The 26872-nt window shown below is 68.6% G+C and carries 26 protein-coding genes and 2 pseudogenes; 22 read left to right on the top strand and 6 right to left on the bottom strand.

All coding sequences use genetic code 11. From position 1 onward, the window contains the following. Positions 1-121 precede the first annotated feature (121 nt). Positions 122-847 (bottom strand): Crp/Fnr family transcriptional regulator, encoded by a 726-nt coding sequence (locus C6570_RS02825; RefSeq protein WP_106701867.1) that lies wholly within the window; start codon positions 845-847, stop codon positions 122-124. A gap of 222 nt (positions 848-1069) precedes the next feature. Between C6570_RS02825 and C6570_RS02820 the strand changes: the two genes are divergently transcribed. The 9 genes from C6570_RS02820 to C6570_RS02780 all read left to right on the top strand — a co-directional run bounded on the left by C6570_RS02820 (position 1070) and on the right by C6570_RS02780 (position 11605). Continuing rightward, a complete protein-coding gene (locus C6570_RS02820) occupies positions 1070-3004 on the top strand; it encodes an AMP-dependent synthetase/ligase (protein ID WP_106701866.1) in 1935 nt (644 codons plus the stop codon). Continuing rightward, entirely contained in the window at positions 3001-3852 is an 852-nt protein-coding gene (locus C6570_RS02815) for an ABC transporter ATP-binding protein (RefSeq protein ID WP_425437906.1), read from the top strand. Before C6570_RS02820 ends, C6570_RS02815 begins: the two co-directional genes overlap by 4 nt. Before the next feature lie 10 nt (positions 3853-3862). Continuing rightward, entirely contained in the window at positions 3863-4792 is a 930-nt protein-coding gene (locus tag C6570_RS02810) for a branched-chain amino acid ABC transporter permease (RefSeq protein ID WP_106701865.1), read from the top strand. A gap of 134 nt (positions 4793-4926) precedes the next feature. Next, a complete protein-coding gene (locus C6570_RS02805; RefSeq protein ID WP_106701864.1) occupies positions 4927-5991 on the top strand; it encodes a branched-chain amino acid ABC transporter permease in 1065 nt (354 codons plus the stop codon). Between the two features lie 84 nt (positions 5992-6075). After that, on the top strand, positions 6076-7398 hold the full coding sequence (locus C6570_RS02800) for an ABC transporter substrate-binding protein (protein WP_106701863.1): 1323 nt from the start codon (positions 6076-6078) through the stop codon (positions 7396-7398). A 208-nt stretch (positions 7399-7606) separates the two neighbouring features. Beyond that, the gene (locus C6570_RS02795) at positions 7607-8419 is read left to right on the top strand and encodes an ABC transporter ATP-binding protein (protein ID WP_106704478.1); all 813 of its coding nucleotides are present in this window, start codon (positions 7607-7609) and stop codon (positions 8417-8419) included. A gap of 232 nt (positions 8420-8651) precedes the next feature. Then, complete coding sequence (locus C6570_RS02790) at positions 8652-9929, top strand: phenylacetate--CoA ligase family protein (protein WP_106701862.1); 1278 nt, start codon at positions 8652-8654, stop codon at positions 9927-9929. A gap of 245 nt (positions 9930-10174) precedes the next feature. Continuing rightward, positions 10175-11164 (top strand): tripartite tricarboxylate transporter substrate-binding protein, encoded by a 990-nt coding sequence (locus C6570_RS02785; RefSeq protein WP_106701861.1) that lies wholly within the window; start codon positions 10175-10177, stop codon positions 11162-11164. 93 nt (positions 11165-11257) lie between these two features. Next, positions 11258-11605, top strand: a complete 348-nt coding sequence (locus C6570_RS02780; RefSeq protein WP_106701860.1) for a hypothetical protein — start codon at positions 11258-11260, stop codon at positions 11603-11605. A 149-nt stretch (positions 11606-11754) separates the two neighbouring features. Here the strand turns inward: C6570_RS02780 and C6570_RS02775 are convergent, their stop codons facing one another. The 3 genes from C6570_RS02775 to C6570_RS02765 all read right to left on the bottom strand — a co-directional run bounded on the left by C6570_RS02775 (position 11755) and on the right by C6570_RS02765 (position 14649). Then, the gene (locus C6570_RS02775) at positions 11755-12093 is read right to left on the bottom strand and encodes a DUF1840 domain-containing protein (RefSeq protein WP_106701859.1); all 339 of its coding nucleotides are present in this window, start codon (positions 12091-12093) and stop codon (positions 11755-11757) included. Positions 12094-12310: 217 nt separating this feature from the next. Further along, complete coding sequence (locus C6570_RS02770) at positions 12311-13171, bottom strand: DMT family transporter (protein WP_106701858.1); 861 nt, start codon at positions 13169-13171, stop codon at positions 12311-12313. Continuing rightward, the gene (locus C6570_RS02765; RefSeq protein ID WP_106701856.1) at positions 13168-14649 is read right to left on the bottom strand and encodes an aminotransferase-like domain-containing protein; all 1482 of its coding nucleotides are present in this window, start codon (positions 14647-14649) and stop codon (positions 13168-13170) included. Before C6570_RS02765 ends, C6570_RS02770 begins: the two co-directional genes overlap by 4 nt. A gap of 165 nt (positions 14650-14814) precedes the next feature. Between C6570_RS02765 and C6570_RS02760 the strand changes: the two genes are divergently transcribed. From C6570_RS02760 to C6570_RS02730, 8 genes and pseudogenes are all read left to right on the top strand, one after another. Beyond that, positions 14815-15423 (top strand): LysE family translocator, encoded by a 609-nt coding sequence (locus C6570_RS02760; RefSeq protein ID WP_106701853.1) that lies wholly within the window; start codon positions 14815-14817, stop codon positions 15421-15423. 133 nt (positions 15424-15556) lie between these two features. After that, positions 15557-16012, top strand: a pseudogene (locus tag C6570_RS02755) (EamA family transporter); the annotation flags it as partial. A gap of 89 nt (positions 16013-16101) precedes the next feature. Next, positions 16102-16398: pseudogene (locus C6570_RS18355) on the top strand (gamma-glutamylcyclotransferase family protein); the annotation flags it as partial. Between the two features lie 102 nt (positions 16399-16500). After that, positions 16501-17730, top strand: a complete 1230-nt coding sequence (locus tag C6570_RS02750) for an aminotransferase-like domain-containing protein (RefSeq protein WP_245896403.1) — start codon at positions 16501-16503, stop codon at positions 17728-17730. A gap of 35 nt (positions 17731-17765) precedes the next feature. Then, on the top strand, positions 17766-18176 hold the full coding sequence (locus tag C6570_RS02745; RefSeq protein WP_106701848.1) for a VOC family protein: 411 nt from the start codon (positions 17766-17768) through the stop codon (positions 18174-18176). Then, complete coding sequence (locus tag C6570_RS02740) at positions 18173-18820, top strand: glutathione S-transferase family protein (protein WP_106701846.1); 648 nt, start codon at positions 18173-18175, stop codon at positions 18818-18820. The genes C6570_RS02745 and C6570_RS02740 overlap by 4 nt, the downstream gene beginning before the upstream one ends. A 21-nt stretch (positions 18821-18841) precedes the next feature. Next, positions 18842-19747, top strand: a complete 906-nt coding sequence (locus C6570_RS02735) for a PhzF family phenazine biosynthesis protein (protein ID WP_106701844.1) — start codon at positions 18842-18844, stop codon at positions 19745-19747. Next, positions 19744-20451 (top strand): VOC family protein, encoded by a 708-nt coding sequence (locus C6570_RS02730; protein WP_106701842.1) that lies wholly within the window; start codon positions 19744-19746, stop codon positions 20449-20451. The genes C6570_RS02735 and C6570_RS02730 overlap by 4 nt, the downstream gene beginning before the upstream one ends. Positions 20452-20515: 64 nt before the next feature. On the opposite strand, the gene C6570_RS02725 is transcribed toward C6570_RS02730, so the two are convergent. Next, positions 20516-20854, bottom strand: a complete 339-nt coding sequence (locus C6570_RS02725) for a hypothetical protein (protein ID WP_106701840.1) — start codon at positions 20852-20854, stop codon at positions 20516-20518. Positions 20855-21041: 187 nt separating this feature from the next. Between C6570_RS02725 and C6570_RS18350 the strand changes: the two genes are divergently transcribed. The 5 genes from C6570_RS18350 to C6570_RS02705 all read left to right on the top strand — a co-directional run bounded on the left by C6570_RS18350 (position 21042) and on the right by C6570_RS02705 (position 24679). After that, positions 21042-21245: a GntR family transcriptional regulator gene (locus C6570_RS18350; protein ID WP_245896276.1), complete on the top strand. Its 204-nt coding sequence runs from the start codon at positions 21042-21044 to the stop codon at positions 21243-21245. Then, positions 21191-22504, top strand: coding sequence for an aminotransferase-like domain-containing protein (locus tag C6570_RS02720; RefSeq protein ID WP_245896275.1), 1314 nt, complete (start codon positions 21191-21193; stop codon positions 22502-22504). The genes C6570_RS18350 and C6570_RS02720 overlap by 55 nt, the downstream gene beginning before the upstream one ends. Before the next feature lie 4 nt (positions 22505-22508). After that, positions 22509-23147 carry a LysE family translocator gene (locus C6570_RS02715; RefSeq protein ID WP_106701837.1) on the top strand — a complete coding sequence of 213 codons (639 nt, stop codon included), beginning with the start codon at positions 22509-22511 and terminating at the stop codon, positions 23145-23147. After that, positions 23144-24139 (top strand): threonine dehydratase, encoded by a 996-nt coding sequence (locus tag C6570_RS02710; protein ID WP_106701835.1) that lies wholly within the window; start codon positions 23144-23146, stop codon positions 24137-24139. The genes C6570_RS02715 and C6570_RS02710 overlap by 4 nt, the downstream gene beginning before the upstream one ends. 282 nt (positions 24140-24421) lie before the next feature. Then, the gene (locus C6570_RS02705) at positions 24422-24679 is read left to right on the top strand and encodes a hypothetical protein (RefSeq protein ID WP_106701833.1); all 258 of its coding nucleotides are present in this window, start codon (positions 24422-24424) and stop codon (positions 24677-24679) included. 277 nt (positions 24680-24956) lie between these two features. Here C6570_RS02705 and C6570_RS02700 read toward each other — a convergent pair whose 3' ends face one another. Next, positions 24957-26840 carry an ATP-binding response regulator gene (locus C6570_RS02700; RefSeq protein WP_106701831.1) on the bottom strand — a complete coding sequence of 628 codons (1884 nt, stop codon included), beginning with the start codon at positions 26838-26840 and terminating at the stop codon, positions 24957-24959. Positions 26841-26872: the final 32 nt, after the last annotated feature.

Below are 26872 nucleotides of genomic sequence, written 5' to 3'. Positions count from 1 at the left end.
GCGCTGATGCAGCGTGCGCTGGAGTCTGATTTGCCTATCAAGTGGCAAGCGCTTGGTGAGCGCGGTGGACGGCTCACGCGCATCGCGCTGAACGCATGGCCTGACCGCCGCGGCGCCCCGCTCAGCCGCTGTCGCTCGCGTCGCCGAAATGACGCGTGCGCAGCGCCGCCCGGTCCAGGATGCGCAAGCCGCCGTACTCGATCTGCAGCACGCCCGCCGTGGCCAGGTGCTTCAGCGCCTCGTTCACGCGCTGGCGCGACAGGCCGACCAGGTAGGCCAGCTCTTGCTGCGTGATGCGCAGCAGATCGCCCACACCAGGAAACAGCACCGGGTTGGCCAGCGCCGCCAGGTTGCGTGCCACGCGCTGCTCGGGGTTGGGCGTGCGGTCGGCTTCGATGGTGGCGATGAACTGGGCCAGCCGCTCGTTCAGCTGGTTCATCACAAAGCGGTTGAAGCCCAGCGAGTGGTCCAGCAGCCACTGAAAGGTGTCCAGCGGCAGGCCCGCTACGCGGCTCTTGCGCAGCGCCTGGATGTTGTAGCGGTAGGGCTCGCGCTTCATGGCCGTGCCTTCGCCAAACCAGCCGCCCGAGGTCAGCCCGCTGTAGGTGATGGTCAGCCCCTGCGCAGTGTCGGTGGACATTTTCAGCAGGCCGTCCACCACGCCAAACCAGAACGTGGGCGGGCGCCCGAAGCGGCAGATCAGGTCGCCCGGCGCCGCCTCGGCCACGCGCAGCTCGGGCCGGATGCGCTCGCGCTGATCGGCGGTGAGCATCGGCATCCAGGGGATGCTGGCCAGCTCCTCCTCGGTGAGCTGGCGGCTGCGCTGCAAAAGAGTGGGACCAACCATCGTGCGTGCGGGATGCGGGCGAAATACGTGCGGTTGCGGGCCATTGTGGGCCAGAACACGGCTGGCGAAGCCCCCGCCGGGCCGCGGCGTGCTGCGGGTATGTCCCAATGAAATCGCCCGCAAATTGTCGCCGCAAAGACAAATTGGCGTCAAAGATCTCTCTACTATTTGGACACATTGGCACCCTGACAAAGTGCCCATTCATAACCATAAGGTCGATGCATGGAGACAACTTTCCCGCGCCTGCTCAAGCAGCACGCCAGTGAACGGCCCAACGACCCGGCACTGCGCGAAAAAGAGTACGGCATCTGGCAAACCTGGAGCTGGCAGCGCGCGCAGGACGAAGTGCGCTGGATGGCCGCAGGCCTGGCCGCGCTGGGCTTCTCGGCGGGGCAGAACCTGGCCATCGTGGGCGACAACCGGCCCTACCTGTACTTGAGCTTTTTGGCCGTGCAGTCGCTGCGCGGCGTGCCCGTGCCGATGTACCAAGACGCGGTGGCCAGCGAGATGGCTTTCGTGCTGCAAGACGCCGAAGTGCACTTCGTCTTTGCCGAAAACCAGGAGCAGGTCGACAAGATGCTGGAGCTGCGCGAGTCGGTGCCCGGCCTTGCGCACATCATCTACGACGACCCGCGCGGCCTGCGTAACTACACCCAGCCGGGGCTGATCAGCGTGCAAGAGCTGATGGCGCTGGGCCAGCAGCACGACGCCCAGCACCCGCAGCTGGTGGCCGAATCGGCCGCCGCCGTGCAGCCGGGCGACGTGGCCGTGATCCTCTACACCTCCGGCACCACCGGGCGGCCCAAGGGCGTGTGCCAGACGCACGCCAGCTTCATCGGCGCGGCCCAGGGCGGCGTGATGACCGACGGGCTGACCAAGGACGACAACATCCTGTCGTACCTGCCGCCGGCCTGGGTGGGCGACTTTCTGTTTTCGATGGCGCAGTGGATGGTGGCCGGCTTCACCATCAACTGCCCCGAATCGGCCGAAACCGTGTCGATCGACATGCGTGAGATCGGCCCCAGCTACTACTTCGCGCCGCCCCGCGTGTTTGAAGGCATGCTGACATCGGTGTCGATCCGCATGGAAGACGCCGCCCGCTTCAAGCAATGGCTGCACCACAAGGCGATGGACGTGGCGCGCCGCGTGGGCTCGGACATCCTGGACGGCAAGCCCGTGGGCCTGGGCGATCGCCTGAAGTACGCGCTGGGCAACATCCTGGTGTACGGCCCGCTGAAGAACGCCATGGGCCTGTCGCGCATCCGCGTGGCCTACACCGCCGGCGCGGCCATCGGGCCGGACCTGTTTCGCTTCTTCCGCTCGATCGGTGTGAACCTCAAGCAGCTGTACGGCCAGACGGAAACCTGCGCCTACGTGTGCATCCAGAAGAACGGGCAAGTCAAGCTCAACAGCGTGGGGCAGGCCGCGCCCGGCATCGAGCTGAAGATCGCCGACAACGGCGAAGTGCTGGTCAAGGGCGTGTCGGTGCTCAAGGAGTACTACAAGCGCCCCGACGCCACCGCCGAAGTGATGGACGCCGAGGGCTACTTCCACACCGGCGACGCGGGCGTGCTGGACCACGAAGGCCACCTGCGCATCATCGACCGCGCCAAGGACGTGGGCAAGCTGAACCAGGGCGCCATGTTCGCGCCCAACTACATCGAGAACAAGCTCAAGTTCTTCCCGCAGATCAAGGAAGCCGTGTGCTTTGGCCATGGGCGCGACCAGGTGTGCGCGTTCATCAACATCGACTTCGATGCCGTGGGCAACTGGGCCGAGCGGCGCGGCCTGGCCTACGCCGGCTACGTCGACCTGGCGGGCAAGCCCGACGTGCTGCAGATGATGGCCGAGAGCATCGCGCAGGTGAACGCCGACCTGGCCGCCGAAGAAGGCATGCAGGCCACGCAGATCGCGCGTTTTCTGGTGCTGCACAAAGAGCTGGACCCGGACGACGACGAGCTCACCCGCACGCGCAAGGTGCGGCGCGGCTTCGTGGCCGACAAGTACGCGGTGCTGGTGGACGCGCTGTACGCCGGGCGCACCGAGCAGTTCATTGAAACCCTGGTCAAGTTCGAGGACGGGCGCACCGGCAAGGTAAGCGCCACGCTGAAGATCCTGGACGCCAAGACCTTCCCGCCCGTGAAGGTGGCCGCATGAACGCTGTGCAAACTCCTGAATTGATAGCTACTGCCGCTGATGCAGCGAGCGCTGGCGCCGCAATCGATGGCCGAAACATCGGCGACGTGATCCTGGATGTCAAGAACATCAGCCTGCGCTTTGGCGGCGTGAAGGCGCTGACCGACATCTCGTTCAACGTGCGTGAGCACGAGATCCGCTCGATCATCGGCCCCAACGGCGCGGGCAAAAGCTCGATGCTCAACTGCATCAACGGCGTGTACGTGCCCAGCGAAGGCAGCATCACCTTCCGCGGCAAAACCTTCAGCCACATGAACAGCCGCCAGGTGGCCGAGATGGGCGTGGCGCGCACCTTCCAGAACCTGGCCCTGTTCAAGGGCATGAGCGTGCTGGACAACATCATGTCCGGGCGCAACCTGAAGATCAAAAGCAACCTGCTGCTGCAGGCGCTGCGCATCGGCCCGGCCGAGCGCGAGGAAATCCGCCACCGCGAGTTTGTCGAACACATCATCGACTTCCTCGAAATCCAGCCCTGGCGCAAGACGCCCGTGGGCCGCCTGCCCTATGGCCTGCAAAAGCGCGTGGACCTGGGCCGCGCGCTGGCGATGGAGCCGCAGGTGCTGCTGCTTGACGAGCCCATGGCCGGCATGAACGTGGAAGAGAAGCAGGACATGAGCCGCTTCATCCTCGACGTGAACGACGAGTTCGGCACCACCATCGTGCTGATCGAGCACGACATGGGCGTGGTGATGGACATCAGCGACCGCGTGGTCGTGCTGGACTACGGCAAGAAGATCGGCGACGGCACACCCCATGAGGTGCGCAACAACGAGGACGTGATCCGCGCCTACCTGGGCACAGGTCATTGAAGGGGACGAAATGGGCTTTTTCCTGGAAACCCTGTTTGGCGGCCTGATGGTGGGCATGCTGTATTCGCTGATCGCGCTGGGCTTCGTGCTCATCTACAAGGCCAGCGGCGTGTTCAACTTTGCGCAGGGCGCGATGGTGCTGTTCGCCGCGCTGGCCATGGCGCGCTTTGCCGAGTGGTACCCCAAGTGGTTCGGCTTTGACAACCTGGTGGTCGCCAACATCCTGGCCTTCATCACCGCCATGGCGATCATGGTGGTGGTGGCCTGGCTGATCGAGCGGCTGGCGCTCAGCAAGCTGGTGAACCAGGAGCACATCACGCTGCTGATGGCCACGCTGGGCATCACCTACTTTCTGGACGGGCTGGGCCAGACGCTGTTCGGCAACGACATCTACAAGATCGACGTGGGCATGCCCAAGGATCCGATGATCCTGTTTGAAAACGTGTTCGACGGCGGCGTGCTGATCAGCAAGGAAGACCTGATCGCCGCGGGCGTGTCGGCCCTGCTGGTGGTGGCGCTGTCGATCTTCTTCCAGAAAACCGCCACGGGCCGCGCCCTGCGCGCCGTGGCCGACGACCACCAGGCGGCGCAGTCCATCGGCATTCCGCTCAACCGCATCTGGGTGATCGTGTGGTCGGTGGCCGGGTTTGCCGCGCTGGTGGCCGGGATCATCTGGGGCTCCAAGCTGGGCGTGCAGTTCTCACTGTCGCTGGTGGCGCTGAAGGCGCTGCCGGTGGTGATCCTGGGCGGGCTGACGTCGGTGCCGGGCGCCATCATCGGCGGGCTGCTGATCGGCGTGGGCGAAAAGCTGTCTGAGATCTACCTCGGCCCCATGCTGGGCGGCGGCATCGAAATCTGGTTTGCCTACGTGCTGGCGCTGGGCTTCCTGCTGGTGCGCCCGCAGGGTTTGTTCGGCGAAAAAATCATCGACCGCGTATGAGCCGCGAGCGCTGCTACGCCAAGCACCCCGAACCAGGCACGTGCATGACAAACTATAAAAAACATAGCTGCCAGCGCACTGTGCACCTGCGCTGCGGGCTGATTTCTATCCATAACCAGGCGGAGCGCTGACCCATGCTGTACCGAGAGAACGGCCAGTTCAAATCCACCTACCGCGCCGACCAGCAGATCTTCCCGATCGCGCAGGACCGCATCGCCATCCTCGCCCTGCTGGTGCTGGCCTTCGTGGCGGTGCCGGCGGTGGCGTCCGAATACTGGCTGCGTGCCATCCTGGTGCCGTTTCTGATCCTGTCGCTGGCCGCGCTGGGGCTGAACATCCTGGTGGGCTACTGCGGCCAGATATCGCTGGGCACCGGCGCCTTCATGGCCGTGGGGGCGTACGCGGCGTACAACTTCCACGTGCGCATCGAAGGCATGCCGCTGCTCGCCTCGCTGCTGCTGGGCGGCCTGTGCGCCACGGCTGTGGGGGTGCTGTTCGGCATTCCCAGCCTGCGCATCAAGGGGCTGTACCTGGCGGTGGCCACGCTGGCGGCGCAGTTCTTCACCGACTGGGCCTTCCTGCGCATTCCGTTTTTCACCAACAACTCCAGCTCGGGCTCGGTCAGCGTGGCTGGCCTGCAGATGTTCGGCCTGCCCATCGAAACGCCGGTGCAGAAGTACCTGCTGTGCCTGACGCTGGTGGTGGTCTTTGCCCTGCTGGCCAAGAACCTGACGCGCAGCGCCATCGGCCGCGAATGGATGGCCATGCGCGACATGGACGTGGCCGCCGCCGTCATCGGCATTCGCCCGGTGTACGCCAAGCTGACGGCGTTTGCGGTCAGCAGCTTCATCGTCGGCGTGGCCGGGGTGCTGTGGGGTTTTGTTCACCTGGGCGCGTGGGAGCCGGCGGCGTTCAGCATCGACCGGTCTTTCCAGCTGCTGTTCATGGTGATCATCGGTGGCCTGGGCTCGATCATGGGCAGCTTCTTCGGCGCGGCCTTCATCGTGCTGCTGCCGATCCTGCTGAACCAGATGCCCGGCTGGTTCGGGCTGTCGATGTCCACCGCGACGGCCTCGCACCTCGAATTCATGATCTTCGGCGCGCTGATCGTGTTCTTCCTGATCGTGGAGCCGCACGGCCTGGCGCGGCTGTGGTCTACCTTCAAGGAAAAACTGCGGCTGTGGCCCTTCCCTCATTGACCGAATGACCGATTTCGACGGGCGCCAAAAGGCGGCGCGCCTGACTTGTTAGTGCTTTTGCCCGCCAACTCTAAGGAGACAACCATGAAATTGAAGTCACTTGCACTGGCCGTAGCCGCGGCCTCCGCCCTGGTGGGCGCCGTTGCGCCGGCCCAGGCCCAGGCCAACGAACAGTTCTTCCCGCTGCTGGTGTACCGCACCGGCCCCTACGCGCCCAACGGCACGCCGTGGGCCAACGGCAAGCAGGACTACATCAAGCTGGTCAACGCGCAGGGCGGCATCAACGGCGTGAAGATCGCCTACGAGGAATGCGAAACCGGCTACGCCACCGACAAGGGCGTGGAATGCTACGAACGCCTGAAAAGCCGCCCCGGCGTGACCGTGTTCGACCCGCAGGCCACCGGCATCACCTTCGCGCTGACCGACAAGGTGCCGCAGGACAAGATCCCGCTGATCACCCTGGGCTATGGCCTGGCCGCCTCGCAGGACGGCAACGTGTTCAAGTGGAACTTCCCGCTGATGGGCAGCTACTGGACCGCCGCCGACATCCTGATCCAGCACATCGGCAAGACGCACGGTGGCATGGACAAGCTCAAGGGCAAGAAGATCGCGCTGGTCTACCACGACTCGCCGTTCGGCAAAGAGCCCATTCCGCTGCTGCAAGAGCGCGCGAAGATGAACGGCTTCGAGCTGACACTGATCCCCGTCACCGCGCCCGGCGTTGAACAAAAATCCGCCTGGCTGCAGGTGCGCCAGCAGCGGCCCGACTTCGTGCTGCTGTGGGGCTGGGGCGTGATGAACTCCACCGCCCTCAAGGAAGCGATTGCCACCGGCTACCCGCGCGAGAAGATGTACGGCGTGTGGTGGGCCGGCGCCGAGCCCGACGTGAAGGATGTGGGCGCCAACGCCAAGGGCTACAACGCGCTGGCGCTGAACACCTCGGGCACGCAGCCCAAGGTGATCCAGGACATCCTGAAAAACGTGCACGACAAGGGCCAGGGCACGGGGCCGAAGGACGAAGTGGGCTCGGTGCTGTACACGCGCGGCGTGATCATCCAGATGCTGACCATCGAAGCCGTCAAGCGCGCGCAGGAGCGCTTTGGCAAGGGCAAGGTCATGACCGGCGAGCAGGTGCGCTGGGGCATGGAAAACCTGGCGCTGGACCAGAAGAAGCTGGACGCGCTGGGCTTTTCCGGCGTGATGCGCCCCGTCAGCACCAGCTGCCAGGACCACATGGGCTCCACCTGGGCGCGCGTGCACACCTGGGACGGCAGCAAGTGGGGCGGCATGTCCGACTGGTACCAGGCCGACGAAGCGATCCTGAAGCCCATGGTCAAGGCCGCCGCTGACAAATACGCCAGCGAGAAGAAGCTGACGCGCCGCACGCCAGCGGACTGCCAGTCTTGAGGGCATCCCCCTGAGGCGCTGATGCGCCTTTCCCCTTCTCTCGAATCGCGGTGCGATTTCGGGAAGGGGGACAACACCAGGGGCCGGGCAAAGCCCGTTCCCCGGTGTTTCTGGCGCTGCGCCAGTTTTTATCGGCTGTTCACAGCCGCCAACCGAAAGGCTTGTGTCGTACCGCAGCCCTTTCGATTGGCACAGCGAAGGCAACACCATGGATTCCCATAGCGACATCGTTCTGAACGTCAACGGCATCGAGGTCATCTACAACCACGTGATCCTGGTGCTCAAGGGCGTCTCGCTCACGGTGCCCGAAGGCGGCATCGTCGCCATCCTGGGCGGCAACGGCGCGGGCAAGACGACCACGCTGCGCGCGGTGTCGAACCTGCTCAAGGGTGAGCGCGGCGAGGTCACCAAGGGCAGCATCGAATACAAGGGCGAGCGCATCGAAAACCTCAGCCCGGCCGATCTGGTCAAGCGCGGCGTGGTGCAGGTGATGGAAGGGCGCCATTGCTTCGCCCACCTGACCATCGAGGAAAACCTTCTGACCGGCGCCTACACGCGCACCGACAAGGCGGAGATCGCCCGCAACCTGGAGAAGGTCTACAACTACTTTCCGCGCCTGAAGACGCGGCGCGGCAGCCAGGCGGCCTATACCTCGGGCGGCGAGCAGCAGATGTGCGCCATTGGCCGCGCGCTGATGACCAACCCGAACATGGTGCTGCTGGACGAGCCATCCATGGGGCTGGCCCCGCAGATCGTGGAAGAGGTGTTCAACATCGTCAAAGACCTGAACGCCAAGGAGCGGGTCACCTTCCTGCTGGCCGAGCAGAACACCAACATGGCGCTGAAGTACGCCGACTACGGCTACATCATGGAAAGCGGCCGCATCGTGATGGACGGCAAGGCGTCAGACCTGGCCAGCAACGAAGACGTCAAGGAGTTCTACCTGGGCGTGGGCGGCGGCGAGCGCAAGAGCTTTCGCGACGTCAAGAGCTACAAGCGCCGCAAGCGCTGGCTGGCGTGATGAGGAACACCCCCCTGAGTCGCCTGCGGCGCCTTCCCCCCTCTCACGGTGTGAGGGGGGACAACGCCAGCGGCCGGCGCGGGTCCGGCCGCGGCGTTCGCTGGCACGGCGAGCCGGGCGCCTCTTTACGTTGGCGCTGTACAGAGCCAGCGCTTCGGATCATTTTGAGCGCTGGCGCCCAAGAGGCGGGCGTCGGCAGCTACTAAAAACATAGTACCAACAAGGTGTACCCATGAGTGGTGAGTATTTCGACGCCCTGGAGACGCGCGCCCCGGCCGCGCGCGAAGCCGCGCTGATGGACGCCTTGCCGCGCCTGATCGCCCACGCGCAGCAGCACAGCCGGGCCTTGGCGCACATCCTGGCGGGCGTGGACGCGCAGAAGGTCACCACGCGCGAAGCGCTGGCGCGACTGCCGGTCACGCGCAAAAGCGAATTGCTGGAACGCCAACGCGCCACCCGGGCCGCAGGCCAGGACGCCTTCGGCGGCTTTGCCACCACCGCTTACGGCGCGCGCATGCAGCGCGTGTTCGCCAGCCCCGGCCCGATCTACGAGCCCGAAGGCGTGGCGCCCGACTACTGGCGCACCGGCCGCGCGCTGTACGCCGCCGGCTTTCGCGCGGGCGATCTGGCGCACAACGCCTTCAGCTACCACATGACGCCGGGCGCCTTCATCATGGAAAGCGGCGCGCGCGCCGTGGGTTGCACGGTGTTCCCAGCGGGCACCGGCCAGACCGAGCAGCAGCTGCAAGCCATTGCCGAGCTGCGCCCCCACGGCTACACCGGCACGCCCAGCTTCCTGCGCATCCTGCTGGAAAAAGCCGCCGAGGCGCACAGCGACGTCAGCAGCCTGACCAAGGCCATGGTCAGCGGCGAAGCCTGCCCGCCCTCGCTGCGCGACTGGTTTGCCGAGCGCGGCGTGGCCGCCTACCAGAGCTACGCCACGGCCGACGTTGGCCTGATCGCCTACGAAACCGCTGCGCGCGAAGGCCTGGTGCTGGACGAGGGCGTCATCCTCGAAATCGTGCGCCCCGGCACCGGCGACGTGGTGCCTGATGGCGAAGTGGGCGAGGTGGTGGTGACGGTGTTCAACCCCGACTACCCGCTGGTGCGCTTCGGCACGGGCGACCTGTCGGCGGTGCTGCCGGGCGCCTGCCCCACCGGGCGCACCAACACGCGCATCAAGGGCTGGCTGGGCCGCGCCGATCAGACCACCAAGGTGCGCGGCATGTTCGTGCACCCGGGCCAGGTGGCCGAGATCGTGCGGCGCTGCCCCGAAGTGGCCCGCGCACGCCTGGTGGTCAGCGGCGAAATGGCCGACGACCGCATGCTGCTGCGCGCCGAATCGGCCCTCAGCGGCGGGGCGGACGAAGCCGCCAGCGCCGCGCTGAGCCAGCGCCTGGCCGAGGCCATCCGCGACGTGACCAAGCTGCGCGGTGACGTGGAGCTGGTGCCCCCCGGCAGCCTGCCCAACGACGGCAAGGTGATCGAGGACGCGCGCAGCTACCAGTAGCCTGCGGCTGCGAGGGCGGCTGGTGCTGGGCGCGGCGCAGCGGCCCGCCGCCCGGTGCGATGCCGCGCGCGACCATCTCGCCGGGCTGCGGCCAGCGCGTTTTGCGCTGGGTCAAAAAGCGTGGAATGGGGCGCGAAATCGGGGCCGTTTATCAGGGCTTTCCCCGGGCTTGTCCGGGTGGTTTTGGGTGCGTTGTCTCGGTAGGATCGACGGTTGACCTATTTCAATCAAGAGGAGCTCGCCTGATGTCCCCATTGTTCAAGTTGACCTTCGCCGCTGGTGCTGCCGTGCTGGCGCTGGGTGCCCAGGCGCAAGCCTTTCCTGCCCCCGGCAAAACCTTCACCCTCATCGTGCCGTTTTCGGCCGGCGGGCCAACCGACAAGGTGGCGCGGGACCTGGCCGAGGCGCTGCGCAAGCCGCTGGGCGGCGCGACGATCGTGATCGACAACGCCGCCGGCGCGGGCAGCACCATCGGCACGGCCAAGGCCTTCCGCGCGCCGCCCGATGGCTACACCCTGCTGGTCACGCACGTGGGCATGGCCACCACGCCCGCGCTGTACCGCAAGCTGCCCTACGTGGTGGATGAATTCGAGTTTGCCGGCCTCATCAACGAAGTGCCGATGGTCGTGGTGGGCAAGCCCACGCTGGAGGCCAACAACTTCAAAGAATTGACCGCCTGGATCGCGCAGAACAAGGGCAAGGTCAACATGGCCAACGCCGGCCTGGGCTCGGCGTCGCACCTGTGCGGGCTGATGCTGCAGCAGGCGCTGAAAACCGAGATGACCACCGTGCCCTACAAAGGCACCGCGCCCGCCATGACCGACCTGATGGGCGGCCAGGTCGACTTCATGTGCGACCAGACCACCAACACCACCAGCCAGGTCGAGGGCAAGAAGATCAAGGCCTACGCCGTGAGCACGCCCAAGCGCCTGACGCAGCCGGCCGTCTACAAAGACCTGCCGACACTGGACGAAGCGGGCCTGAAGGGCTTCAACGTGTCGATCTGGCACGGCCTGTACGCCCCCAAGGGCACGCCGGCCGCCGTCGTCAAGACGCTGAACGATGCGCTGAAAGTGGCGCTGAAAGACCCGGACTTCATCAAGAAGGAGGAAGGCCTGGGCGCCATCGTGGTGAACGACGCGCGCGCCAATTCTGCCGAGCACAAGAAGTTCGTGCAGGCCGAAGTGGCCAAGTGGGGCCCCGTCATCAAGGCTGCGGGCCAGTACGCCGACTGAGGCGCTGCATCGCATCGCAACGCGCTCCGGCGCGTTCGCAACCTCAGCCGCGCGAGCGCCACCGCCTCGCGCGGCTTTTTTCTTGGGAAAGGCTTGGCCGCCGTGAAGCCCGCGCTGCGCATCGTCGATTCCATCACCGAGCTGGTGCCCGGTGCAGACGCCGGTTGCGTGGCCGTCAGCGGCTCGCACGGCGGCATCAGCTCAGCGCGGTACGCGCTGGCCGCCCTGCCGTTTTTGCAGGACCAAGGGGTGGCTGCGTGCGCCGTGTCGCACCAATCAGCGCGCATCGGCGCCGCGCTCAGCACCTGGGCCACGGGCGTCATCTCGCACTGCAATGCGCTGGCCGAAGCCTTGGGAGCGGCCCCGGGCAGGCCGTGCGCGGAGTTGGTGCAGCGGCTGACGAGCGGGCCGGCGCCGCCGTTGCCGCACGAAATGGTTTGAAGCGAAATAGCGCGCCAGCGCAGGATGGACGAGCGTTGGCTGCTACAAAAACAGGAATGAATGGGTTGCCCTGTGCGCAGGCATGGGGCCCAGCCGCCGCACCGTGTGGCGCGCCTGAGTGCGGCGCGGCGTGATGGAGCGGCCGTTGCTCAAACGCCCCAGACCACGTCTCTGCCGTCGGCGGCGCTGCGCTCCAGCATGTCGATGAACGGGGCGGCGCGGCGGCGCAGCGCGATGGGTTCGTCCTGCACCTTGTCTGCGTCGCCTTCCCTGGCTGCGTCGTCGCCCGCAGCTTGGGGCGCCTGGGCCGGGGCGGTTTCGCGGCGCTCGATCTCGGCTTTGAGTGCAGCAACGGCGCCGGGGATCTGCGCCACGGTGATGATGCCGGTCGCGCCAGGGTCTTTGCCCACGATCTTCAGGATTTCCTCCGCGCTGTCACGCAGCATGATCACGTCGGCGGTGGCTTGGGATTTGAATTTGTAAAGCAAGGCAGTTTCTCCGGTCGATCCGTTGGGCAGCGGCAGCGCGATGGCGCAAGGGCCGCAGGTTGCGCATGAGGCTGGGCTATCGTAACCATTGCGCCGCCGCGTGCGGGTAGGCGCCTGCTGATTTTTGAGGGCAGGCAGCGTCGGGGCGGCCCTGGCCGCACCGCGCCCTGGTGCGGGGGATTCACGCGCTGTGCGCACGCTCCCGGCAGCGCACGCCTCAATGCGCCAGCCGCAGCAGCCCCAGGCCCGCCACCACGCAGACCGCCGCCATCCAGGTGCGCAGGCGCAGCGGCTCGCGCAGGAACCACCCGCCGATCAGCACGGCGAACAGCACCGACGTCTCGCGCGCCGCGGCCACCAGCGGCACGGGCGCGCGCGTCATGGCCCACAGCGCAATGCCGTAGCTGGCCAGCGACGCCGCCGCGCCGCCCAGCGCCCACGGCCAGCGCTGGCGCGCGGTGGCGCGCACCGCCGGCCCATCGCCGCGGCGGTGCCACGCCACCCACAGCGCGAACGGCGGCGCTTCCAGCAGCGCCAGCGCCATCACATACGCCACCGCGTTGCCGCTGGCGCGCACGCCTTGCGCGTCGGCCAAGGTGTAGGCGGCGATCACCAGGGCGTTCAGCAAGGCCCACGGCAGCGCGGCGGGCGCGGCGCTGCCCCCGGTGCGCGGCCGCCCCTGCAGGCCCAGCCACAGCACCCCCAGCGCGATGGCGGCCACGCCCGCCGCCGCCCAGGGCGAAAACGCCTCGCCCAGCCACAGCCAACCCAACAAGGCCACCAGCACCGGCGCCACGCCGCGCATCACGGGGTACACCACGCTCAGCTGGCCGCGCTCATAGGTTTTGGCCAGCAGGTAGTAGTAGGCGAAGTGGATGGCGCCCGACAGGCACAGCCACGGCCACGCGGCGCGTGCGGGCAGGCCGGTGACGGCCAGCACCGGCAGCGCCAACGCCAGGCCGGCCACGCGCATCAGCGCCATCTCCACGGCCTTGTCGGCGCCCGCCTTGATCAGCGAATTCCAGCCCGCGTGCAGCAGCGCCGCCAGCAGCACCAGCGCCAGGACAGGCGCACTCACGGGGCCTTGACCATCGTGTCGCGCGCGCGCTGGAAGGCCGCCCAGAAGTGCGGCTGCTGCGCGGTGGCGAAGTTGATGCGCATCAGCGTGCTGGGCGTGCGCGTGGCGTGAAACAGCGCGCCGGGCGCCAGCAGGTAGCCCGCGTCCAGCAGGCGCAGCGCCAGCGCGTCGGTGTCCACGCCCGTGTCAATCCAGCCGAACAGGCCGGCCGGCTCGGTCACGAAGCGGCAGCCCGCCGCGCGGGCGCAGTACACGCTGCGGGTGCGCGCGGCCGCCAGCCGGGCACGCATGCGTTCGGCGTGGCGTTGCAGCTGTTCGTGCTCGATGCACTGCGCCAGCGCGCGTTCCAGCAAGGTGGGCGTGGTCAGGGTGGTAAGCAGCTTGGTGTCCAGAAGCGGCTCGATCAGCGCCGGCGGCGCGGCCAGATAGCCGATGCGCCAGGCGGGCGCCAGGATCTTGGCGAAACCGCTGACGTAGATGGTGCGCTGCAGCCCGTCCAGCTGCGCCACGCGCGTGGCGTGGTCGGGCGCCAGGTGGTGGTAGGTGTCGTCCTCGACCACGTGAAAGTCGTGCTGCTGCGCCAGCTGCAGCAGCTGGTGGGCGCTGGCGGGGCTCAAGCAGAAGCCGGTGGGGTTGTGCAGCACGCTGACGCTGACGAACAGGCGCGGCGCCTCGGGCGTGCCGGCGCGGTCTTCGCAGTAGCGCGCCATCACCGCCAGATCGGGCCCGCTGGCCAGGCGCGGCACGGGCAGCAGGCGCATGCCCAGCGCGGACAGGCGGGCGAATTCCACCGACCAGCCGGGCTCTTCCACCATCACCGTGTCGCCGGGCTTGAGCAAGGTGCGGCTGACGATGTCCAGCGCCTGCGTGGCGCCGATGGTGGTGACCACCTGCGCGGGCGTGGCGTCGATGCCCTGCTCGGTCAGCCGCTCGGCCAGCACGCGGCGCAGCGTGGCGTCGCCTTGCGGATCGCCGTAGCGGATGCTGGCGTCCAGCAGGCCGCGGCCGCTGCTGACGCGCTCCAGCGCGGTCGCCATGAAAGGGTTTTCCAGCCACTCGGGCGGCAGCACGCCCATGCCCGGTTGCGGGCGGTCGCTGCCGCTGTGGAACATGCCGCGCATCAGCGTTGACGCGCTGATGGGCGCGTTCAGGCGGCGCGCCTCGCAAGGGTCGCTGGATGCTATCGAAAAAGAAGCTTCCGGCGCTTTCTGGTCGGGCGCTGAGCGGGGTTTTCTTGTCCAATCGCGCACGTAAAAGCCGCGGTTGCGGCGCGCCTCTACCAAGCCCTGCGCCAGCAGCTGGTCGTACGCGGCCACCACGGTGGAGGGGCTGACTTCGTGCAGCGCCGCGCACTGGCGCACGCTGGGCAAGCGCGTGCCCGGCGCCATCAACCGGTCGCGAATGCGCGTGGCAAAGCGCGCGGCCAGCTGTTCGGTCAGCGTCTGGGTGGTGTCGCGTTGCAGCGTGAGCAGGGCCATGAATGAGCGGTGGGAGGGTGGCGCGACGGCGTTGGCGGCTGCGTCGCCGTCTGGTGGCGGGGGCCTTCGGGGCGCCAGCGCCGGGCGGCACGCAACCATACAGTTCTGCATCTGATCCTGTCAACTGTATTGGTGGTGTATGGATCGTTGGGCTAGAGTGGCGCCATGCCCTTGTCGGAATTCACTGCCCTGTTGCTGGTCGCCACGGCGGCCAGCTTCACGCCAGGGCCGAACACCACGCTGTCCACGGCCATCGCCGCCAACCGCGGCCGGCGCGGTGCGATGCGCTTCGTGTGCGCGGTGCCCGTCGGCTGGGGGCTGCTTTTCGTGGCCTGCGCGATGGGCGTGGGCGCGCTGATCGTCGCCGTGCCTGCGCTGCGCTGGGCGGTGCTGGGCCTGGGCACGGCTTACATGCTGTGGCTGGCGGCGCGGCTGGCGCGCAGCGGCACGCTGGCACAGGCCGACGGCGCGCGCCTGGACGTCACTTTCTGGCAAGGCGTGCTGCTGCAGTTTCTGAACATCAAGGCCTGGATGCTGGCGCTGGCCGTGGTGGCCGGCTGGATCGCCGGTCGCCCGGATGCGCCCACGCGGCTGACGCTGGTGCTGCCGGTGATGGTCGTGTTCGGCTTTGTCAGCAACCTGACGTACGCGCTGGTGGGCTCGCTGCTGCGCGACTGGCTGGCGCAGGGGCGGCGTTTGCTGGGCTTCAACCGACTGATGGCGGCTGCGCTGGTGCTGACGGCCGGTTGGATGGCATGGAGCGCGGTCCAATGAGGCACCCCCTGAGTCGCTGCGCGCCTTTCCCCCTCTCCTGCGGGAGGGGGACAACGCCGATGCCCGGCGCAGCTCCGGGCAAGGCGTTCGCTGAGCTGGCCGGGCGCCTTGGCCAACGCGCAGGGTGCATGACATGAGCACGCTGACGCACCCTCATTCCCCTTCGCGCCAAGCAGCGGGGTTCTGGCTGGGCGTGCTGGGCACGGCCTGCTTTGCCGTCACGCTGCCGGCCACGCGGCTGGCCACGGGCACGGCGGCGGACCCGCAGCTGTCGCCCCTGTTCGTCACGCTGGGGCGCGCCGCCATGGCGGGGCTGTTGTCGGCGGCGTTTCTGGTGGTCACGCGCGCGGCCTGGCCTACGGCGCGGCAGTGGCGCCTGCTGTCGATGTCGATGCTGGGCAACGCCATCGGTTACCCGCTGCTGCTGGCGTGGGCGCTGCGCAGCGTGACGGCCACGCACGCGGCCGTCGTCACCGCGCTGCTGCCGCTGACCACCGCCGTGGTCGCCGCGTGGGTGCTGCACCAGCGCGCCCGCCCGGCCTTCTGGGGCTGCGCCGTGCTGGGCAGCGCGCTGGTGGTGGTGTTCGCCTGGCCGCTGCTGGGCGAACAGCCGGATGCGGTCGCCATCGGCTTTGCATTGGCCGTGGTGGCCACGGTCTTCGTGAGCCGGAGGCTGCGATGTACGCAACGAAAGGTGATCTTGTGAACCTGCTTTTCTCCTACGGCACACTGCAGCAAGACGACGTGCAGCGCAGCACCTTCGGCCGCCTGCTGCTCGGCAGGGCAGATGCCCTGGTGGGTTACGCCCAGACCTGGTTGAAAATTGAAGACGCCCAGGTGGTGGCCACCAGCGGCAAGACTCACCACCCCATCGTGCGCCGCACCGGCCACGCAAACGACCGCGTCAGCGGCACGGTGTTCGAGATTTCCGACGCCGAGCTGGCGCACGCCGACGCCTATGAGGTGGCCGACTATCGGCGCGTGCGGGCCGACCTCGCATCCGGCCAGCAGGCCTGGGTGTACATCGATGCCCGCAGCCACAACCCCTTACTTGATCCCCGCCAAGAAAGCACAACCATGAATCCCAACGATCTGAACAGCACGTCCCCCTGGAATTTGGCCGAGCGCGCCCACGGCATGAACCCATCGGCCATTCGCGAAATCCTGAAAGTGACGGAACGCCCGGGCATCCTCAACTTCGCCGGCGGCCTGCCCTCGCCCGAGACCTTTCCGGTGGACGCCATGCGCGCCGCCTGCGACGCGGTGCTAGGCGGCCCGGCGGCGCGCCCGTCGCTGCAGTACGCGTCCAGCGAAGGCCTGCCCGAGCTGCGCCAGTGGGTCGCCAACGAGATGGCCAAGCAGGGCGCGCAGGTGTCGCCCGACCAGGTGCTGATCACCACCGGCAGCCAGCAGGGGCTGGATCTGATCGCCAAGGTGCTGCTGGACAAGGACAGCCCGCTGCTGGTGGAGTCGCCCACCTACCTGGGCGCGCTGCAGGCGTTCATGCCGATGCAGCCCAAGGTCGTCAGCATTGCCAGCGATTCTGGCGGCTTGTCTTTGCCAGTCCTGCGCGAACAGCTATCGAAAGCAGAGCAATCTGGCCAACGCCCTCGCTTCATCTACCTGCTGCCCAACTTCCAGAACCCCACCGGCCGCACCATGGATGAGCAGCGCCGCAACGACGTGATCGCCGTCTGCCGCGAATTCGGATTGCCCATCGTTGAAGACAACCCGTATGGCGAGCTGTGGTTCGACGCGCCGCCGCCTGCGCCGCTGCTGTCGCGCTGGCCCGAAGGCGTGCTGTACCTGGGTTCGTTCAGCAAAATCCTGGCGCCGGGCCTGCGCCTGGGCTACGTCATCGCCCCGCCGGCGCTGTACCCCAAGCTGCTGCAGGCCAAGCAGGCGGCCGACCTGCACACGCCCGGCTTCAACCAGCGCGTGGTGGCCGAGGTCATCAAGGACGGCTTCCTGGACACGCACGTGCCCACCATCCGCGCCCGCTACCACGCCCAACGCGACGCCATGCTGGCCGCGCTGGCGCGCGAACTTGGCCCCACCGGCGCCGAATGGACGCAGCCCGTGGGCGGCATGTTCGTGTGGGTGCGCCTGCCGGAAGGCGTGAACGCGCAAGCCCTGCTGCCCAAGGCTGTGGACGCGGGCATGGCCTTCGTGCCCGGCGCGCCGTTCTACGCCGACCACGCCGATCCGCGCACCCTGCGCCTGTCCTTCGTCACCTCCACGCCCGAGCAGATCGACCGCGGCATCGCGGCGCTGGCGCAGGTGATCCGGCAGGCCACCGGCGGCTGAGCGCGCCGCACAACCGCCGCAAGAAAGGCGCGCCTATGTTCAGCCACATCACCGTCGGCACGCGCGATCTGGTGCGCGCCGCAGCGTTCTACGACGCCGTGCTGCTGCCGCTGGGGCTGCTGCGCCGCCCCGTCACGCCCGATGGCGGCCCGGCGGCCGCGTGCTGGGTCAGCCCTGACCACACGCTGCCCCGCTTTTTTGTCTTCATGCCCTTCGACGGCCGCCCCGCCAGCGCGGGCAACGGCAGCATGGTCGCTTTCACGGCGCCGGATGCCGCCACGGTGCGCAGCGCCTACGCCGCCGGTTTGGCGGCAGGCGGCGCCGACGAAGGTGCCCCCGGCGAGCGGCCACACTACGCGCCCGGCTACTACGGCGCCTACCTGCGCGACCCGGACGGCAACAAGGTGCACCTGGTCTACCGGGGCGACCTGGCACCCGCGCCATGAACGCCGCTGCGCCCACGCCACGCCTGCACCTGTGGGGCCGCCTGTCGTCCATCAACGTGCGCAAGGTCGTCTGGGCGCTGCAGGAGATCGGCGTGCCCTTCACGCGCACCGACGCCGGCCTGGCCTACGGCGTGGTCAACGACGCTGCCTACGCCGCGCAGAACCCCAACCGCCTGGTGCCCCTGTTGCAGGATGGCGACTACACGCTGTGGGAATCGAATGTCATCGTGCGCTACCTCTCCGCACGCTACGCACCCGTCGACACGCTGTACCCCAGCGATCTTCAGCGCCGATTTGATGCCGAACGCTGGATGGACTGGCAGCAGACCACGCTGAACCCCGCGGGCAGCCCGGCGTTCAAGCAGCTGTTTCGCACCCCGCCCGATCAGCGGCAACCCGCGCTGATCGAGGCATCGCGCGCCGCCATGGCGCCGCTGATCGACTTGCTCAACACCCACCTCGCCACCCGCACCTGGCTGCTGGGCGAGCGCTTCACCATGGCCGACATCCCGGTGGCGTGCGACGTGCACCGCTGGTGGGGCCTGCCCCTGCCCGCGCCGCAGGCGCCGCATGTGCAGCGCTGGTTCAACGCCATCCTGGCGCGGCCGGCCACGCGCGGCGTGCTGGATCTTCCCTTGTCCTGAACCCCGTCAAAGCTGTTCACCATGCGCGCCCGCCCTTTCCAGCAGATCGACGTTTTCACCGCCACGCCCGGCTACGGTAACCCCGTGGCCGTGGTGCTGGACAGCACGGGTCTGGATGACGCGGCCATGCAGCACTTTGCGCGCTGGACCAACCTGTCTGAAACCACCTTCGTGCTGCCGCCCACCGACGCGCAGGCCGACTACGCGCTGCGCATCTTCACGCCGGGCGGTGAGCTGCCCTTTGCCGGCCACCCCACGCTGGGCTCATGCTTTGCGTGGCTGGCGGCGGGCGGCCAGCCCAAGTCGCCTGACTGCGTCATGCAGCAGTGCGCCAAGGGCCTGGTGCCCATCCGGCGCGAAGCCGCCGGCCGCGTGGCCTTTGCTGCGCCCGCCATGCAGATGACGGCACCGTCGCCCAGCCGGCTGGCCAAGGTCGCGCAGGCCCTGGGCGTGACGGCCGCGCAGGTGCAGCGCGCGCAGGTACTGGACAACGGCCCGCAATGGTTCGGCCTGCTGCTGGACAGCGCCGACACCGTGCTGGCCCTGCAGCCTGACCACGCCGCGCTGGCCCAGTTAGGGTTGAAAGTGGGCGTGGCCGGCGTGCATGCTGCGCCAGGTGCTTCTATGTTGATAGCAAAATCCAGCCGCGAGGCGCGTGCCTTCGGTGCCGGGCGCGAAGCGCCGCTGATCGAGGTGCGCGCGTTCGCCGCCCCCATCGGCGTGGCCGAAGACCCGGTTACCGGCAGCCTGAACGCCAGCCTCGCGCAATGGTTGATTGGCGACGGCGAGCTGCCAGCCCGCTACCTTGCGGCGCAAGGCACCGCGCTGGGCCGCGCCGGGCGCGTGCACGTGCAGCGCGACGAGGCGGGCCAGGTCTGGGTGGGCGGCGACTGCGTCAGCGTGATCCGCGGGGAAGTCTCTTTATGACCGTCAGCCTTGACGCCACGCCCCGGCTCGATCACCTGGTCGTGCTGGCCGACACCCTGGGCCAAGGCGTCGCCTGGTGCGAAGCCACGCTGGGCGTCACCCCCGGCCCCGGCGGCGAACACCCGCTTTTCGGCACGCACAACCGCTTGCTGAGCGTCGCTGCGGCCGCGTTTCCGCTGGCGTACCTGGAGATCATTGCTATCAATAAAGAAGCTGCCAGCGCTGATGCAGCGGGCGCTACAGGCCGAAAACGTTGGTTTGATATGGACGACGAGGCTCTGCGCCGCGACGTGCGCCAGCATGGCCCACGCCTGATCCACTGGGTGGCCCGCGTGCCCGACGCAGACAGCGCCTGCGCCGCCCTGGCCGTGCAGGGGCTGGACGGCGGCGACGTGCTGCGCGCCAGCCGCGAAACGCCCCACGGCCTGCTGGAATGGAAGATCGCCGTGCGCCCGGATGGCCGCCGCCTGATGGACGGCTGCCTGCCCACGCTGATCGAGTGGGGCGCCGTGCACCCCGCCGCGGCCATGCCCGCCAGCGCGCTGGCGCTGTCATCGTTTAGCCTGCAGCATCCGCAGCCGGATGCGCTGCGCGCCGTGCTGGCCGCCATCGGCCTGCCCGACGTAGCCGTGTTAAAAGCCAAGCGCCCCGCACTGCACGCCGTGCTGCAGACCCCGCGCGGGCCGGTCACCCTGACGTCGTGATTCGCGTGGTGAAGATCGGCGGGCCAAGCGCCAATCCGCACGCGCCGGGCAGCGCCGCCGCGCCTCAACCCCTTTGCACGCCGGGCCTTCGCCACCACCGGCCCCACGCCGCACCGGCGCTGCGCACGGCGCCCAGCCAACGCGCGCTGGCCGGCGCAGGCGCGTGGCAGATCAGCGCGCCGCCGCGCACCACTTCCACGCGCACCCAGCCGCCGTGCGTCACACGGTGGGCGGCGCCGGCGCCCAGCGGCACGCGCACGGTGACGCACATGCCGTCCAGCCAGCGCGGTGATTCGGTCAGCGTGGCCTGCGCCTGGCCGCACAGCACCAGCACCGTGCCGGCGCGCAAGTCGGCCAGCCACACCGTGCCTGGGGTCAGTTCATGTCGGGTTGGCGGCTGCATGGCGCAGGCCCTTTCTTCAGTGAATCAACGGATGGCTTCACTGTAGGAACCGATGCGCGTGCCCACCAGCCACAGCACCCGCCCAACTACGCCAGCACAGCGTGCCGGCGGCGGCACTGTGTTGCTCGCGAATGCGCCGTTCTGTATCGGTCCGCGTGCGCGGCGGGTGGCACACTGAACGGCCACCATGGCAGAGCTGCTTTACCAACAACTGGCCGACCATTACCTGGGCCTGCTCAGGTCGGGCGCGCTGCGCGATGGCGACCGTTTTCCGTCGGTGCGCCAGCTCATGCGCACGCACCAGGTCAGCATGAGCACGGCCACGCAGGCCACCTGGTGGCGCGCCCGCGATCGGGCTACTACGTGCAGGCCGCGCCGCGCACGCGGCTGAAGCCGCCCGCCGAGGGGCGGCCGCTGCTGGCCAAGGTGCCGGCCGAGGCGTACCGCGGGCTGAACCTGTTCATCTCCGAATACCTGGCCCGCGCCGAAAGCGCGCCCACGCGCATCAACTTTGGCGTGGCGGTGGGCGCGCCCGCGTTGTACCCGGCGGCCGCGCTGCAGCGCATCGCGGCCAGCCTGTTGCGGCGCGAGCCGCAGGTGCTGACCACCATGGCGCGCCAGTACGGGCACCCTGAGCTGACGCAGGCGCTGGCGCACCGCGAACTGGCGCGCGGCATGGGCGTGCGGCCGCAGGACATCACCATCACCTGCGGCTGCTCCGAGGCGATCCAGCTGGCCCTGCGGGCCACCACGCAGCCGGGCGACACCGTGGCCGTGGAATCGCCCACCTTCCACGGCGCGCTGCAACTGCTCAGCAGCCTGGGCCTGCACGCGCTGGAGATTCCGACCAGCCCGGTGCACGGCCTGTCGGTGCCCGCGCTGGAGCTGGCCCTGCGCACCCACGCGCCGCCGATCCGCGCCGTGCTCGTCATGCCCACCGTGCACAACCCGCTGGGCTGCAGCATGCCCGACGAGAAAAAGGCGGCGCTGGTGGCGCTGTGCGCGCGGCACGACGTGGCGTTGATCGAAGACAACAATTACAGCCCCATGGACGCGCGCCAGGTGCACAGCCGCCCCGCCAAGGCCTGGGACACGAACGGCGGGGTGATCTACTGCGCCTCGCTCAACAAGATTCTGGCGCCCGGCATGCGCATCGGCTGGATGCTGGCCGGCCGCTGGCAGGCGCGCGTGGAAATGCTCAAGTACACGCAAAGCCGCTTTCCTGAAGAGCTGGGCCAGCGCGTGCTGGCGCGCTTCATCGACAGCCGCGCTTTCGACGCGCACCTGCGGCGCATGCAGCACACGCTGCGCATCCAGCGCCAGCGCATGGCCGATGCGGTCGCGCTGCACTTCGGCGATAGCGCCGCGCTGCACGTGCCCGACGGCGGCCTGATGATGTGGCTGCAGCTGCCCGCGGGCGTCAGCGGCACGCACCTGGCCAACGCGGCGCTGCGCGAAGGCATCCGCACCATCCCGGGCGCGCTGTGCTCGGCGCTGCCGCAGTTCGACGCCTACCTGCGCCTGTCCTGCGGCGCCGTCACGCCCGAAGGCATCGACGAAGGCGTGGCCACGCTGGCGCGCCTGGCGCGCGGGCTGGCCGTGCGCAAGTTACCGCAGCGCGCCGCCGCGCCCGCCCCATTGTTGGAGTAGCCCGATGTTCACCTTGCAAGAGTTGTTGTTGTTTGCCCTGGCTTCGCTGGTGCTGGTGCTCACGCCGGGGCCCAACATGGTGTATTGCGTTTCGCGCAGCCTGACGCAGGGCCCGCGCGCGGGCCTGCTGTCGCTGGGGGGCGTGGTGCTGGGCTTTGCCGTGCACCTGCTGGCCGCTTCGCTGGGGCTGACGGCGCTGCTGCTGGCGGTGCCGCTGGCGTTCGACGCCATCCGCATCGCTGGCACCCTGTACCTGCTGTGGATGGCGTGGCAGGCCGTCAAGCCCGGCGGCGCCGCGCCCTTCCAAACCCGCGCGCTGCCGCACGACGGGCCGCGCAAGCTGTTCGCCATGGGCTTCATGACCAATGTGCTGAACCCCAAGGTGGCGATGTTCTACCTGTCGTTCTTCCCGCAGTTTCTGCACCCCGAGCGCGGCCACTGGCTGCTGCAATGCCTGGCGCTGGGCGCCATCCAGATCGCCGTCAGCGGCGGCGTGAACGCGCTGCTGGTGGTGGGCGCCGGGCGCGTGTCGCGCTTCTTGAACCGCAGCCCGCGCTGGATCGCCGCGCAGCGCTGGTTGATGGGCACCGTGCTGGTCGCCCTGGCGCTGCGCCTGTTGACTGAAAGAAAGACCCCCGCATGAATGCCGTGATCGCTGAACGCCCGCCCGTTATCGAGCTGCCCACGCTGGCCGAAATAGAAGCCGCCGCGCAAGTCGTCTACCGCGAATTCCCGCCCACGCCGCAGTACCGCTGGGCGCTGCTGTCCGAAAGGCTGGGCACCGACTGCTGGGTCAAGCATGAGAACCACACGCCCGTCGGCGCGTTCAAGATCCGCGGCGGGCTGACGTACTTCGCGCAGCTGAAAGCGCGCGGTGAACTGCCGCGCGCCGTGGTCAGCGCCACGCGTGGCAACCATGGCCAAAGCATTGGCTGGGCGGCGCGCGCGCACGGCGTGGCCTGCACCATCGTCGTGCCCAAAGGCAATTCGGTGGAAAAGAACGCCGCCATGCGCGCGCTGGGCGTGCAGCTGATCGAGCACGGCGACGACTTCACCGCCAGCGCTGAGTTCGCGCGCCAGCTGGCGCAGCAAACCGGCGCGCAGATGGTGCCCAGCTTCCACGCCGACCTGCTGCGCGGCGTGGCCACCTACTGGTGGGAATTCCTGCGCGCGGTGCCGCAGCTGGACGTGGTTTACGTGCCCATCGGCATGGGCAGTGGCGCCGTCTCGGCCATCGCCGCGCGCAATGCGTTGGGGCACAAGGCGCGCGTGGTGGGCGTCATCAGTAGCCACGCCACCACCTACGCCGATTCGCTGGCCGCAGGCCGCGTGGTGGAAGCGGCCGCCACCACCCGCTGGGCCGACGGCATGGCCGTGCGCCGCGCCGACGCAGGCGCCCTCGCCGTGCTGGCCGATGGGCTGGACCACCTGGTGCAAGTCAGCGACGAAGAAGTGGCCGCCGCCGTGCGCGCGCTGTACGCCGATACCCACAACCTGGCCGAGGGCGCTGGCGCCGCCGCCTTTGCCGCCGCCTGGCAAGAGCGCGTCGATCTGCGCGGCCAGTGCGTCGGCGTGGCGCTCACGGGCGCCAACGTGGATGCGGGCACGTTGGTGGCCATGCTTCAAGAACGATAGCTGCCAACGCCGTATGGATGCGCTCTGGCGGGCTCTGTCAGGCCAGGCAGTTGCGCATAGGAAAAACTGCAACAGCGAGCCACGACCAGCCGGAGCAGCGCGCGGCGTACTCGTCTGGAGGGCGCGCGCCTGTGGCTTTTTCGCCGCAGCGTTGTTTCTTGTGACGCCCCTCGTCTGCATCGCATAGCGCGCGCCGGGGGCCAGCAGACGACCGGCAGGCCTGTGCGCGCTGAGGGCGGTGACACGCCACGAAACGCACCAGTTTCCTGCACAATTTGCCGCATGGGCACGTTTCTGACCACTGGACTTCTCGTCGCACTGATCGTGCTGAACCTTTCCGGTGACCCCAGCCCGCGCAACTTCCGGACGCTGAAGATCGCTGCGATCGCCAGTGTGGCGAGTGCGGTAGCGGCATGGCTATGGCCGCTTCAGCTCGCGCAGTTGTTTCTAGGCGCCTTCTGTCTGGCGTTCCTGTGGATCGTCGCCCGCTTTCTCTTGTGGCCGGTCGTGGCGCTTTTTCGGTTGCTCGACCAAGATTGATTTGGCCCGGCGAGGCCGCGCGCGACACCTTCGTTGGCTGGCCACCTCTGCGCCAGGCTCGGCCAGAGGCCAGCTTTGCTATGAAAAGCAAAGCTGCCTGCGCCGATGCAGCGGGCGCATGAAGGCTGAAAGCCTGATACCAAATTGCGTTCAATCCGTCAGAAACCGTTCGCACTGAGCTTGTCGAAGTGCATGCACCGCGCAGGGCTTCGACAGGCTCAGCCCGAACGGTTCTTATATTTTTGAGGGCGGATTCGTATGAGAACCACCCCGCGCCTCAGGCCGGCCTGGCCACGTCGGCGCGGATCAGCTCCCGCAGCGTTTGCAGCAGCACCTCGGGCTGCACGGGCTTGAACATCACCGTCAGCCCGCTGGCGTAGGCGGCGCGCACGCGGGCCGGGTCGGTGTCGCCCGTGACCAGAATGGTGGGCAGCGTGCGCCCCGCCAGCTGCCACAGCTGCGCCGCCGCTTCAATGCCGTTCAGCGCGCCTGACAGGCGGTAGTCCACCACCAGCGCATCAAAGCCCGCGGGCTCAGCCGCGACGTGGGTACAAGCCTGCTCGGTGGTGGTGGTGACCTGCACGCGCGCGCAGTGCGGCGCCAGCCACAGGCGCACCGCCTCGCCCACCCGGGCCTCGTCGTCCAGCACCAGCACGCGCGGCGGAGAGATCGGCACGGTGGGCACGTCGGCGGTGGCTGGCGACGCTGAGGTGGCCAGCTCGGGTAGCGGCGCCTGCGGCTGCGCTGCGGCGCGGCAGGGCACGTCCAGCCAGAACACCGTGCCGCGCCCCAAGCGCGAACGCACCGCCACTTCGCCCCCCAGCAGGTGCGCCAGCCGCCGCACGATGGACAGGCCGATGCCCAGCCCGCGCGCCACGTCGCGCTGCGGGTTGTGGGCTTGATAGAACTCGTCGAACACGTGGGCGATCTGGTCGTCGGCAATGCCGATGCCCGTGTCCCACACGGCCAGGCGCATCCAGTCACCGCGCGGGCGGGCGGCCACCAGCACGCCGCCGCGCGGGGTGTACTTGATGGCGTTGTCGACAAAGTTGGCCAGGATGCGCAGCAGCAGTTCGCCGTCCACCCGCATCACGGCGGGCGGCGTGTGAAAGCGCAGCGCCAGCCCCGCTTCTTGCGCGCGCGGCTCGAACAGCTGGGCTACGCGCATGAACACTTCGTCCACGGCCACGTCGGTGGGGCGCGGCACCACGGTACCCGCATCGATGCGCGAGATGTCCAGCATGGCGTTGAGCAGGCCGCTGACAGCGTCGGTGGACTGCACGACGCGCTGGGCCACGGGCTGCGCGGCGTGGCCCTGCAGATCGCGCAGCAGCGACCGCGAGAACAGCGCCAGCGCGTGCACGGGCTGGCGCAGGTCGTGGCTGGCCGAGGCGAAAAAGCGGCTGCGCTCCTGGTTCAGGCGCTGCAGCTCGCGCGTGCGGGTGACCAGTTGGGCGGTCAGCTCTTCGCGCTCCAGCTGGCCGCGCAGCTCGGCCACCAGCAGGCGCCGCTGCGCGATGGCAAAGCGCGCCATGGTGACGGCAAACAGCAGCGCGCCGATGGCCGTGATCCAGCCCTGCGCGCTGCCCACCCAGGCAAAGCGCGCGGACAGCGACAGCGCCAGCGGCACCAGCCACACCGCCACCAGCGCGGGCATGGGCATGATGGCCGGGATGGAGCCGGCGATCATCCCGAAGAGAAAGATGGCCAGCACCGGCAGCTGCGCATCGTGCGCTCCGTTGGCGGGCGTCAGCAGCCAGGGCGCAGCGCCCCACGCGCAGGACGTCATGAGCAGCAAGGGCGACACGTGGCGGATCGCCTCGGACGGCAGGGCGTCGGGATAGCGGCTGGCCGGATAGCGCCGCGCCGTCCCGGCAAAGCCGGCGTAGCGCAGGGCCTGAGCGCAGTGCACCATGGCCGCCCAGCCCAGCACCCGTCCATCGCGCGTGACCCAGTAGAACGCGCCCCACAGCAGCACGGCGGCCACCAGCGCCACCGCCTGCGTCGCGCGGCCCAGCGTGAACACCTGGAAGTTCAAGCGCTCGCGCACGTAGCGGTCACGTTCAGCCGTCACCGTGTGCGACTCGCGCGCATGCGGTGCGGCGGGCCATGCGGCAGGCGGGGCCGTCGCCTCGGGCGCGGCGGTGGGCGGGGCGCTCATGGGGCGCAGTGTAGGCGGTGCCACGGCGGTCG

The sequence above is a fragment of the Ottowia oryzae genome, assembly GCF_003008535.1.
Classification (GTDB): Bacteria; Pseudomonadota; Gammaproteobacteria; order Burkholderiales; family Burkholderiaceae_C; genus Ottowia; species Ottowia oryzae.
The sequence above is the reverse complement of the archived record's forward strand: the minus strand, read 5'-3'. Positions and strand labels throughout refer to the sequence as shown.